11 protein-coding genes and 1 tRNA gene are annotated in these 12,217 nt (G+C 54.6%); 2 read left to right on the top strand and 10 right to left on the bottom strand.

All coding sequences use genetic code 11. From position 1 onward, the window contains the following. Positions 1-89: 89 nt before the first annotated feature. Both Fuma_RS35075 and Fuma_RS15160 read left to right on the top strand, forming a co-directional pair. Positions 90-167, top strand: a tRNA-Arg gene (locus Fuma_RS35075). 183 nt (positions 168-350) lie between these two features. Continuing rightward, on the top strand, positions 351-1,520 hold the full coding sequence (locus Fuma_RS15160) for a tyrosine-type recombinase/integrase (protein ID WP_099091883.1): 1,170 nt from the start codon (positions 351-353) through the stop codon (positions 1,518-1,520). Positions 1,521-2,378: 858 nt separating this feature from the next. Here the strand turns inward: Fuma_RS15160 and Fuma_RS15155 are convergent. The 10 genes from Fuma_RS15155 to Fuma_RS15105 form a co-directional block, all read right to left on the bottom strand. After that, positions 2,379-2,798, bottom strand: coding sequence for a hypothetical protein (locus Fuma_RS15155; RefSeq protein ID WP_077024860.1), 420 nt, complete (start codon positions 2,796-2,798; stop codon positions 2,379-2,381). Then, the gene (locus Fuma_RS15150; RefSeq protein WP_077024859.1) at positions 2,798-3,130 is read right to left on the bottom strand and encodes a hypothetical protein; all 333 of its coding nucleotides are present in this window, start codon (positions 3,128-3,130) and stop codon (positions 2,798-2,800) included. Before Fuma_RS15150 ends, Fuma_RS15155 begins: the two co-directional genes overlap by 1 nt. An 84-nt stretch (positions 3,131-3,214) precedes the next feature. After that, positions 3,215-3,583: a hypothetical protein gene (locus tag Fuma_RS15145; RefSeq protein ID WP_077024858.1), complete on the bottom strand. Its 369-nt coding sequence runs from the start codon at positions 3,581-3,583 to the stop codon at positions 3,215-3,217. Next, positions 3,580-3,843 carry a hypothetical protein gene (locus Fuma_RS15140; protein ID WP_077024857.1) on the bottom strand — a complete coding sequence of 88 codons (264 nt, stop codon included), beginning with the start codon at positions 3,841-3,843 and terminating at the stop codon, positions 3,580-3,582. The genes Fuma_RS15145 and Fuma_RS15140 overlap by 4 nt, the downstream gene beginning before the upstream one ends. A gap of 36 nt (positions 3,844-3,879) precedes the next feature. Beyond that, positions 3,880-4,188, bottom strand: a complete 309-nt coding sequence (locus tag Fuma_RS15135) for a hypothetical protein (protein WP_077024856.1) — start codon at positions 4,186-4,188, stop codon at positions 3,880-3,882. Positions 4,189-4,193: 5 nt separating this feature from the next. Further along, positions 4,194-5,651: a TIGR03067 domain-containing protein gene (locus tag Fuma_RS15130; RefSeq protein WP_077024855.1), complete on the bottom strand. Its 1,458-nt coding sequence runs from the start codon at positions 5,649-5,651 to the stop codon at positions 4,194-4,196. A gap of 43 nt (positions 5,652-5,694) precedes the next feature. Beyond that, positions 5,695-7,869: a serine/threonine protein kinase gene (locus Fuma_RS15125; RefSeq protein WP_077024854.1), complete on the bottom strand. Its 2,175-nt coding sequence runs from the start codon at positions 7,867-7,869 to the stop codon at positions 5,695-5,697. Positions 7,870-8,057: 188 nt separating this feature from the next. Beyond that, entirely contained in the window at positions 8,058-8,654 is a 597-nt protein-coding gene (locus tag Fuma_RS15120) for an RNA polymerase sigma factor (protein WP_077024853.1), read from the bottom strand. A gap of 1,073 nt (positions 8,655-9,727) precedes the next feature. Continuing rightward, complete coding sequence (locus tag Fuma_RS15110; protein ID WP_077024851.1) at positions 9,728-10,915, bottom strand: hypothetical protein; 1,188 nt, start codon at positions 10,913-10,915, stop codon at positions 9,728-9,730. Positions 10,916-10,936: 21 nt separating this feature from the next. Beyond that, a complete protein-coding gene (locus tag Fuma_RS15105; protein ID WP_077024850.1) occupies positions 10,937-12,205 on the bottom strand; it encodes a DUF1501 domain-containing protein in 1,269 nt (422 codons plus the stop codon). Between the last annotated feature and the right edge of the window lie 12 nt (positions 12,206-12,217).

Raw genomic sequence — 12,217 nt, 5'->3', positions numbered from 1 at the left:
TTGCAAAATACGTAAAACTCTGGAAGTTGGGTGAGTCGAATGTCAGGCGATGTCTACGCCTAAGTAGTTTTATATCAAAGAGTTATCAAGCAAGTTAAAGGCAGGTTATCGAACGTCGCCCCGGTCTTCGGAACCGGGGGTTGGAGGTTCGAATCCTCCCGGGTGTACTTTGCTACCAAAGGACTTACGACGATTCGGCAACTTCGATTATCGGCTATGTCCGAGAAGTTGTCCGAGAAGTCGGGCTGAATTATGATTTGGGACGCCGGTGGCAGCCGGTCCGAATCGTGAAGCGAACTTTTCATCGCCTCTGTTGTTTCCGTTTTCTGGATTCGATTGGAGGGTTCGCAATGGCACATTTTCCTAAGCCTTTCTTCAAGAAGGCCCGCGGCGTCTGGTACGTCGAGATTAACCGCAAACAGGTGAATCTTGGCCCGGACAAGGACGCAGCTTTTCGGCAGTATCATCAGTTGATGGGTAAGCCGCATGAGCAGCACGTTTCCCCAGAATCGCTCATCGTGATTATTGATGCGTTTCTGGAATGGACGCAAAAAAATCGAGCCCCGGATACTTACGAATGGTACCGACATCGGTTGCAACGGTTCGTTCTGAAGTATCCGGAGATGCGAGTCTCTGCTCTCAGGCCATATCATGTTGAGCAATGGGTCGATGGCTACGATGTGGCACAGACGACCCGTCGGAACTACTTCCGCAGCATTAAGCGATGTCTGAGTTGGGCACGCCGCCAGGGACGCATCGACAGTGATCCGCTTGAGGCGCTCGACGTGCCGGGGGCTGAACGAAAGGATGTCTACATTCCGGCTGATGAGTTCGAACAACTGCTCAAGTTTGTGCCGGATGTCCGGTTTCGCGATCTGCTCGTGACGACTTACCAAACCGGTTGTCGACCACAGGAGTCGCTGCGAGTGGTCGCAGAGTGGGTCGACGTCAAACATGGTCGCTGGGTGTTCCCCTCGAAGAAGTCCAAAGGGAAAAAGTCGCCACGCATCATCTATTTGAACGACGATGCAATGTCGATCAGCCGTCGTTTGGTTGACGAGTACCCAATTGGCGAGTTATTCCGGAATCGGTCCGGCCGAGCGTGGAAGACCGAAGCGGTGAATTGCTGCTTTGATCGAATTCAGACTCGGATGGGTAAGGCGATTCTGAAGGAGAAAGGCAAAGAACCGAGCGAGAAGGAAATCGCTAAGTTCATTGACACGCTTGCTCCAACGAAACGCGAGAAGGGAGTCGTCCGCCACAAACGGCCTGCCGAACTGCGTCAGGAAGCGAAGGAGAAACTATTCAAGCGAATGGCCAACAAGGTCGCTCCGAGGTATTCGCTGTATGCCCTCCGCCACTCGTGGGCAACTAACGCCCTGAAACGGGGCGTCGATCCGTTGACGGTCGCATTGCTGATGGGACATAAGGATCCATCAATGCTGGCGCGTGTTTACCAGCACTTGTCTCACAGCCCGAAGCACATGCGGGACCAAGCTCGCCGCGCAACAAGAAGGTGACCAAGTCGTGGCCGGCACGAATCCCTGCTCAGCTCTAACTGTGCAGGGATTGTCTAAATTCTATCGACGCGGTAACCGGGCACGTGAGCATTGGGAAATCACGAGCTTGTAAATGTTATTCGGTCGGGCTTGCGTTACGAAATGCCGTGGCGGTTGTGCGCTCCAGCGTGCAGCCCAAGAGTGAATAAGCTCCAATGATAAGTGCCGTCGGGCGTGGCAAGACTGAACGCAGCAAGAAAACGAGTGGGCGCCCATGATGCGCCCACCTTGGTCACGAAGCGGGAACGCACCACGCAGTCGCAGTCATCATTCCGATGACAGATTCTGTTGCTCACCACAACTGACTTGAATCGTGTGGAGACTGCGCCGGGGCAGGCGATGCTGCACAGCAAGAATCACCGTCTTCCGCACCACGCGTTTCAGAACGAGTTAATCCGTTGGTTCGAGTCCTATTCGGGGAGCTTCCAGTTCGAACCAGAAAACCCTCGGTCACAACTTGTCTAGTGGCCGAGGGTTTCGTCGTTGTCGTACAACGACGGCCGATTGGGCAGACTTGAGAACGCGATTCGCTGTGGGTTACACGGATGATTGTGCATGTTCTTTCGTGTTGCCACAGAGGTACTTACGAACAAAGGGCGTGGTTTGAGTCCTTAACGGTCCTAGAGACTGGACCCGAACCACAACGATACGACGAAGTCATCATTGCAAATCGCTCCCAGTTTGTTTTGCTCGTTGCATACTTAAGCCGAGCCAATCATATCCTGGGCCGACGACTACCACGAACACCAGTAGCGCTGGCGTTCGTAGCTGGCCAGGTCTCCGGTTTAGGTCATGTTTGTCGAGGTATGCTCAATGCGGTCACCTAGGTGTCAGCATGAAAATGGCCAGGATCAGGACGATCGCGGCAAGGGTCAGCAGACTGAGGGCCAGTCGTTTTCTGTTTCTGCTTGTTGTCTCGCCGTGGTCCGACCTATTTGCGTTTGCCGATCGAATCGACAGCCCGGCGAAGAAGATGACCGCCAGGTAGAACATCATAGGTACGGTTACGACCAGTAGGCCGATGCCAAAGAGACTGCCGTCCTGATAAGTGTCGGTTTGGAATCCTTTAAACATCATGGGCAGCATTAGGATGATCGGTAAACCGGCCGCCAGCCGAGCCGCCCAATGTCTGACGATTAAAATCGAGCCGATCTGAAGCGGCAGATATGCAATGATCAGTAGCCCCATCGTCTTCATCATCTGCCCCCACAGATGGGCTTCGTATTGGGCAGGATCCATCAGGCGTTGTCCTTTGGTTCTTGGGTTCGTGCAATCGGCAGGTGCAGGCTGTGCCACACGACTGAGAAGAGAATTCCCACGGGGCCGCTGGCCCAGAGTGCGATGACTGCCACGCGATCACCGACGGTATGCCACAAAATTCTGCACACGAACACACCAGCCCAGGTGAACACCAGCCCCGTCAGCAGGGCGATTCCGGAAACGCGAAGCACGACTCGGCCGGTGTCGCGCGACTCACTGGAGATCAGCAGCATGCCACCGACGAGCGCCGCCAGGCCGCACAGGGCGATGACGAGAATCGACATGTAGATGGGGATCAGGCCCAGGCCCATTGTGACGCTCTCTCAATCGTACTGATTCGTCGAACTCTGCCTATGCGCGAGTTTGAAATGCACCGGCTCTTTTCTTTGATTTCGTTAGAAACCGATCACGTGATGGCCAACGATCAACCACATCACCACACACCCGAACAGGCCAACAATGATGCCAATCAGGCTCCTCGCGACGATCCCTATGATTGCCTTTGATGTGATATCCGGTCGGCGGATGAGGACGAGGCTTCCGAGTCCCGTGATAACGGCCAGACCGGTGCCAGCCCAGATTAGCCAGAGTGCGGTGCGAGGCAGAAACCCAGTCAGCACTCCGTGGCGTGTATGAGCGAACCGGAACGTTTCGTCGATCACAGAAAAACAGAGAAAGGCGCACACGCATCCAATAATCAGGCCGAATGAAATCCATGAGGCCTTTACTGCGAGCGATCGTTCTGTCTTATCTGGGGCGTTCACGTGCTTGTGTCCGTTTCCTGATTGTTGGACGACGATTCGTCGATCAACTGTCGTTTGAGTCGTTTGCGACTGGACCTTGTTGCAAAGAAAGCAACGAATGCTGCTAATGAAAGACTGGTCAGCGCGATCTGCCACACCCGCACCCACGGACTTTCCGGCCAGGCCGCGAGTGCGAAAAAGAGGGCGAGTAACAAAACCGTGGGGCCAAAGACAAATGTCGCTCGCAGCAGCATCAGTAGAACTGGCGGCTTATCGCTCATGAGCATGGACCTTCGTTGCGTATTGCCGCCATTGCTTCACCGATTCGTTAAGAGGAACCATGCTTCGAAGCCGATCATGCCAAGGCCGATTGAACCGGTTGCGATTGCGAGCCAGTTCTTGTGTTTGAATCCCGTGCCGATGCCGACCAGACCACAAACAAATCCGAACAGTGGAAGAAGACCGATGGCGACAGCCTCGAACAGTCTGTTGTTCAGGATACCGTCTGGGCCCATGTTGAAGAGCAACCAGACACTGGCCCACGCGAGACACGCCGCGATAAATGAGGCAGTGCCATAAATCGCGGGCGACAGACCCGAGCGATTTGTTTTTGACGTCTCGATCACCCGTGTTATTCCTTGATTCGCTTGAAGACGATCGCGATGTGTTTCGAGCCTCTGTTGGATTTGAAGTCGGCTGGGCGTCTTGCACCATCTGTCGCATAGGTAATCTTCAGCGTCTCGCCGTCGAACTCGTAGATGCCGGACATCGTTTGTTTCTTAGCCCCGTTCGACGCTGGCGGGAAAATGAGATCGATGGTTTTCTCCTGCCCGCTGGAACCCAGATTGAAAGTGCCTTTGGGTGTCTTTCCTGCATTTCCACTGGCGAGTAGAAGGAACTCGTTTCCTTTGAACGCAAACCGAATTGCGGAGTCTTCTGGTGCGATCGGTGCTTCGCCAGCCCCTTGACCGTTTTGCACGTACTGAGTTGCACCCCACGTACCTTGAATCCTGCTTTGGTCGGTGGACTTTGATCTGTTGGCGTCGGGTTTTGGCTTCTTGTCGGCCGTTGATCGCCGCGTCACGATGGAATCCATGTCGAAGTAGACCTTGCCGTCGGCGTCGGTGACTTTTAAATCCACGACCTCTTGATTCCGATTGGGAAAGCGGATCGAGAAGTGCATTGTTTTGCCGTCATCCAACTTAGATACCCACGAAATCGTCTGTGACTTTTCGTTCCAACTTCCCGTTGCTGTATTGCGGTGGCCCTCGGAATTGAACCACCAACTTCGATAAGCTTTGCTTTGTGGATCGAAACTGCGGAGATTGATGCCTTCCGTGCCGTCGGAGTGGATCGACGTATCCATCATAAGCCGCCCATTCAAAATCCATTTGCGCGTTATCTTGGCTGTGACACGACCACCTTCTGTTGTCCAAACGGCGGGTTTATGGATCTCGACTACATCCCAGGTCCCGATCATCCGCTCAAGAACCTTCAACTCTGCGGGGCGATCACCCGCTGGATCGTTCTTCAGCCAGGCGGCGACGACTGCCGCCTCGCTATTGGCTGGCTGGCGTTCCTTCTTGCCGATGTGGTGCAACATCAACTCGCCGTGTTCGTTCTTGATCCAATAATCGAGAACATTGGTATCAGCGTCGGTAAGGCGGTTCTGCCCTGCGCTGGTCCATCCGGGCTGCAAGTCGGTCGCTCGACCCGCCAATTTGTTGACCGACGCGTCCCAGGTGTGTCGCCACTCGGCGCCCAACAGCCCCTTGGAATCGAATCCAAAAACTGGATAGACGTTTTGCTTTGGATCGTAGGTCGTAATCCACAACGCTTTCTTTTTCTGCGTCTGATTGACAGTTCTGCTCACAAAGAGCCGCTTTTTCAAAGCCCACACGGCGCTTTCCTGCTCGGCGATCTCGCCACCCTCGGGAGCCCATATCGCGGGCTTTGCCGTTGCACTGATTTTCCAAACTCCGACGAACCGGCCAAGCACATCGCGGCTGTCCTCCTCATCCGCATTTGTCGGAACACTGCCGACGACAAACGACGCGCAAACGAGAACTATGGAAAGTCTTGAGATCATGTTTGGTTTCCTTGTGAATGAGGGACTCTGAATTCAGTGCTCACTATCGGTTGTTCTTGCCGTGTTGCTCGTCAAAGTCGGCGGGCAATTCGCCACGGTCGTAGGCAACAAGTTCCAGATCGTCGAACCACGCCGTGCCGTTTCCTTCGATATGACAGGTCGGCACCATCAGCGTTGCTTCTGGATAGTCGTCAGCCCTGTCGGTCTTTTCGAAGAACTGCCAGCCCGACTTCTTTGACGACACACCGACGCGGTCATCCACGCCGAGCCATCCAGTCTTGTTGAAGTAGTTGATTTTGATGACCGCCCACGTGGCGGCGTCGCCCTCCACTTTCACACGGCCTTTGAGTGCGTACCGCTTCGTGCGATCCATCGGCCTACTCGTGCAGAACACGACTCCGCGCGTGCCCTTGCCGGAAATCTGCAGGCAGTGATTGCCGGTCACTCCGCCTTCCACGACTTCGCACTTAAAATCAGGACCGTCGTCGAGCCACGCAGACCAGGTCTTCGGCAGCGAGCCGGTCGGAGTGTCTTCCAGTGACGGATCCGCAATCAGGTTCCGTCCGACGGGGAGTCCACCGAGTGGCACAGACGGCGGATTCGTCAGGATACCCGTTTGCCGACCTGACGCGCCGCTCCGGACGCCTTGCAAGCGATTTCGCTCGGTCGCGTTGGCAATCGGTTGGACGGTGATTGTCAGGATCTTGCGACCGAACCGCGTTACCGAGACGCGTTTGGCGTCCAGCGTTACCTGGGCGTTCCCTTTTGGTGCGATCCGATACTCGCCAGACGGCAGCCAGTACACAGTCGTGCCTGTGCTCGGTTCAAGCACCCGCACCTCGCCGTCGTTTTGGGTGACGGTTACTTGGACACCATCAACAGTTGAGTGGATTTCCAGCCGTCCACGGTCAGTGACAATAAAAATGACCGCGCACAGAGCGAGCGAGAGCAAGCCAGCAGCAATCGCAAGGGGCTTCTTCGTTTTGGCATGATTCGCGTTCGACATAGTGGCCAACTGAGAATCCGCAAACGGGTCGAGTGCCTTCGCTACTTCGGCCGGCGTTTGAAAACGATCGTCCGGATTCCTGGCCATCATCCGCGTGACGATATCGGCGAGCTCCGCCGGAACGTCGTCTCGCAATTCCTGGAGCGCGGGCGGCTGTTGACGCTCATGTGCCTTGAGTTTATTGACAACCGAGTCGGCACTGAAAGGAGGCTTACCCGTTAACAGGTAACAAAGCGTGCAGCCGAGACTGTAAATATCCGCGCGAATGTCGGCCGAATGAGCATCACGGACCTGCTCCGGCGCAATGTAGTCGGGAGTTCCCATCACACTGCCCACCGCCGTCAGGTGCATCGAAACAGACCCTAATCGCGGAGTATCGCCGTCAGGTTCCGCTACCAGCAGAACGGACTCAGCAGCGAAGCCAGCCAATCCAAAGTCCAAAACGCTTACCTGACCACTTTCGCTCAGCATCAGGTTGTGTGGCTTGATGTCTCGGTGGACCATGCCCATTTCATGAGCATGCTGCAACCCGTTGGCCGCCTGCCGAATGCAGTCGCAGGCTCGGGCGATTGGAAGCGGACCTTGTTTCTGGACAACGCTAGACAAATCCGTTCCGTCTACAAACTCCATGACCAGAAAGTGAACGTCTCCAGCCTTTTCGGCATCATAGGACGTCACAATGTTCGGATGGGTCAGGCTGGCGGCCGCTCGAACTTCACGACGGAATCGCTCGACTGCCTGGGTGTTCTTAACGAGGTCCTGGTTAATGAGTTTAAGAGCAACCAGGCGATCCATGAGTCGGTGCCGGGCTTTGTAGACATCTCCCATTCCCCCCTTGCCAATCAGCTCGATGATGCGGTATCGCGGATGATCTTTAAGCTGAGCCGGTAAATCGGCCGGAACACGTGGAATTCCCGACTCCACCAGCATCGTCGCGGCGGAGATCGATTCGTCCGTCGCAACACTGTCCACTGGTTCCGTCAATTCAGAACTCACGGAGTCTTTCGCGCACTTCGTACCTTGCTTCGGTTCCGGTGAGTTGCGAACCAATTCCACGAACGTATCGTCTTTGAGATCGAGCAGCGTCTCGCAACAGGCTTTGCACTCTCCAAGATGCGTCTCGATCCGGGTCGCTTCGTCTGATTCAAGCTTGCCCAGCCCGAATGCGACCAGCTCATTCTTTTCCGGATGAAGTAGCGGATTATCAGTCACTGGATCTCTCCTCGCGATTTCGTCGTCTGGAGATAGAGAGCACGAGATCGCGGTTTCTTACACCTGCGACAGAAAAAGTCGCAACATCTATAAGAATAGCGATTTGAGTAGCGACAAATGCGGCCAGGCGGCTCGATTCGCGCAAATCGGCGGCACCAGGTGGCAGGCAATTTTTTCGGCGGGACCGCCTACCCGATTGAATCGACGAGGCCTTCTGCTTCTCGTCGCAACGTGCTGAGAACGCGACTCCTGGCGACATAAACCGAGCTGATCGGCATGTTCAGTTCGGCCGCAACAGCATCCGCTCGCTGGCCATCGAACATCTGCCGACGAAACGCTTCCCACGTCTTATCTTGAAACCTTGAACGGACAGCTTCCATCAATTGGGAGAGGACATGCTGATCATGGTCAGCATTCCAAATTCGACTGACTTCGCTCTTGTCGTCTTCAAGCTGATGCAGCTGATCGAGCAGACTGCTCGTACCTCTTGCCTGCGGCTCGTATTTCCGTGACCGCCAGAGATTCCGCAGCCGATTGACCAGGATCTTACGAAGCCAATTGCGAAACGCACCGGTTTGCTGATTGTGGTCGAACTGCGGAAGCTCCTGCATAAGGACCGCAAGCACTTCTTGTATCAGGTCGTCAGCGTCAGCTGGCTGGACGTCGTACTGCCTTAGCCAGCGCTGCATCAAAGGTGCGTACAACTCTGCCAGCCGATCCCACGAGTCGGAATCCGCAGGGTCAGTCGCGCGCCCTAAGAGACTAATTGACGTTGCTTCATTCATGGCAGTTGGATCTTGAGTGTGACGTTCGATTATCCACTCCACAGTCTGTCGCGCCAAACGGCGACCGAGATACAACGCTCGTCTCGACAAATCTGTCGATCTGGACGCGCTAAACTGGCTCTCAATCGGGATCTACGCTGACTGGTCTACATCAAGTAGCGCTCTGGACTCGCACACCAGATTCACCCAGCCTTCGGCTCCTCCAACCGTCGCAGTACTTGCGTCACTCGAGCCCGACTGACTCCCAAATGGCGGGCCAGTTCAGCCCTCGTTTTGACTTCGCCATGGTCGAGCAACGACTGGTAATATCGAGCCAAACGCATGCGATCCCGCTTAGGCTTTGCCGACTCCAATTTTGCCCCAATTTGGTCCGAAATTGAGTTCCACTTGAACATTTCGATCGTAGGTAATCGACGTAACCTCTTGGTACGAAAGGTACCTAGCTCTACGAAACCCCGGTTCGGATTGAGACCGCCTCGGGGAGCTTCCAAAAACCGGATCACAATCCGAACCGTCATACCTCGTTCGCAAACTGTTTCGTGGCTGAGGGTTTTGTCGTTGTCACTCAAGCAACGAGGAATCTGGTTCGGGTCTCAACTCAACTCTGGATGTGATCGCTCATCCAAACCGCAACGGATTCCACCCAATAATTACTTGGACGCTTCGATCAATGAAGACCTACTTGCCACCTGACGATCCCAGAACGCAACACACAGTACATCCGTAAATTCCAATCGGTGCTCAAGACAGAGGCAACGGCGGACGGAGCTCGCGCGAGGTCCCTCTGGAAAATCTCCCAATCAAAACCGTCATAGGCGGTGGTACAGAATACTAAAGCTATCCACTCGCACGACGATGTGACGGAATACCCGTCCGCGTGTCGTCGCCTCTTTTTTCTTCACGTTGCGATACTTGACCGGACGCTTCGTTGCAACCTGCCAGAACTGTTGAGGTAACAATCAACAGTTGGCCCAATCGAAAAAGCAATCTGCGCAGGATGTAATTGCATTCATTCCTCGGGATGAATGACCTGAAGAAACGACCAAAAACGTCGGCTTCGACCCGAAAATCAGCTACATTGGACGTTTACGTATTGTCCGGAACGCTTGATGCCAGTCGCTCCAGGCAGACCATGTTTCGTTGTCGCTCTGCTGGCGAACTCTGATCATGTAGGACGTATCTTCTTTCAGCGAATCTATTTCAGGACCTCGGCTTATGAATCCTCCATTTTCCGAGCTGACTGTCACCTGGTCGGTCATATCGAGCGAGTCAGATCGCCAGACGACTTTCTCCAACGAGTCCTTGATTGCGATTTCTACCTGCCATGACTGCTGCTGGCCGGGGCCTTGATAGGGTGTTTTTAGGATCGTTGGATTGAGTGGACAGCGAACAGGGCCAATTGGCTCTGTGGAAACAACGAAGTTGTCCAGCCAGCGAGACTGATTCACAGGAGATCCTTGATTCCAATAGGCTTCAAGAAAGACCGCATTGATGCCTCGGTCCTCAAAAGTTCCTCGCCAATCGAGATTGAGCCGCTCTGCCTCCAGTTGGCCATCGATCCAGAGTTGGTTCACGCCGTCTTTTTGACCGGGAGTATTCAGCTTGGCCCTCGCTTCGACGCAGACCCACCAGCCAACACCATCACTGCCATGAAGTTTGAATTCTGATGCCGGATTGTTTCCCAGCCATTTCAGGTTTGGGAAATCGTTGTAACGAGTCGTGACCACCTTGCCGTTCTTTACGCCACTGGCTGGGTCCAACGTCAACGCTTCACCACTGCTCCAGACGTGGGCAATCATGGCTTGCCGCCATCCCGGCGGAACCAGACTTGTTGCTCGCGATAACTTGGCTGGACCTCCACCTTTCCAGTCGGTTGGATGCTTCACATAAATTCGCCAGTAGATATCGTCGAATGATTCTCCAGCGCGCACGAGATGACCGCGATGGGTGGGAGAATCCCCAAAGAAAATCTTCCTTCCGCCAATCCCCCGTCCTCCGCGAGGATAAGCAATCTCAAGCGACTTGCCGGTGTTTCCAAAGCGGGTGCTTTCCGACAGTTTGCCACTCTTCTCAGGGTATTGCTCCTGTCGCCCGGAGAGATCGAAATTGTCATACCAGATGACGGCCGGGTCGTTTTGCTGTGGCTGTTCGACCGACATCACAACACTGTCGATTCGCGGAACGTGCGGACGTTGGCCAAAAACGCTAGCGGAGAAGCATACGAAATTTGTGACGATGATGGCGGCGTAGATCTTCTTCATGGCTTGAATGACATTTCCATACTATGCGAACAGACCCGGGATCGTCGATCCATTCCGGACCAGTGTAATCGGCCGTCCCACGTTGGCATGGTATTCGGTTTTGGGATCGATCCCGATGTTTTGAAAGAACGAGGCAGCCAAGTCATCCGGGGTAAATCCCCGGCCGACGGGGCCTGCTGCCTTGTCGTCGGTTTCGCCAATGACCTGTCCGGTGCGGACACTACCGCCAGCCATCAGAGAACACATTGCCCGTGACCAATGATCGCGACCAGCGTTCTTATTGACCTTGGGAGTTCGGCCGAATTCCCCGGTCACAAGAATAGCGGTCGAGTCGAGCCGTCCCTGTTCGCCGAACCGATCGAGCATCGCCGTTAGCGACTGGTCGAGGTTGGGCAGCAAATCGCGCCCCAACTGATTGAAATTGTCCTGGTGCGTATCCCAGCCTTCCAAAAGGACGGTGACGAAGCGAACTCCCGCTTCGATCAAGCGAGTCGTAAGAAGCATGCTTTGTCCAAATTCATGACGCCCGAATCGATCCACTTCACGATCCGATTCGAGCGAAAGATCAAAAGCGGACCGGGCGTTAGGCGAGCTGATAATCTGATAGGCCTGCTGGGAAAAGCGATCGAGGCTACGGACCGAATCATCGAGACCTTCAAATTCTGCAAAAGCGGTGTCGATGTCATCGACCAGCTTGCGTCGTTTGCGATATCGATCCAACGACATCGTTCCATCAAGTGTGATTCCTCGGACACGGAATGGCTGACCGTAACGAGGCTTTTCCCCGGTGGAGAGCGGACCGTACTCGGCGCCAAGGTATCCCGGTCCTTCGACCGGTCGTTCAATGGAAACAAATGAAGGGAGATCGGCTGCGGCGGGAAATTCTTTGCTGGCGACGGATCCATACATCGGGTAATCGACAACCGGGGTTGGCAGATTTCCCGTCATCAGATATCGCGTCCCTAATCCGTGATCCGCAAGGCTATGTGAAATTCCCCGAATGACCGCATACCGATCCGCACGGCGAGCGAGTTGGGGCAAATGCTCACAGATCTCGACACCGGGGACCGATGTTCGAATCGGTTGAAATTGTCCTCGATATTCGACCGGTGCGTTGGGCTTCATGTCGAATGTGTCTTGATGCGACGGGCCGCCGCCCAAAAACACCAGAACCGCTGAACGGCCTTCATCGATCTGATCCTGAGCACTGGCGAATCTTAAATAGTCACCGAGTGTCAAGCTCGCCCCCAGCGAACCCACCTGTAAGAATCGGCGGCGTGAAACAGACATTGTGAACTCCCG

This window comes from Fuerstiella marisgermanici (assembly GCF_001983935.1).
GTDB lineage: Bacteria > Planctomycetota > Planctomycetia > Planctomycetales > Planctomycetaceae > Fuerstiella > Fuerstiella marisgermanici.
This window is presented reverse-complemented; position numbering and strand designations above follow the sequence as displayed.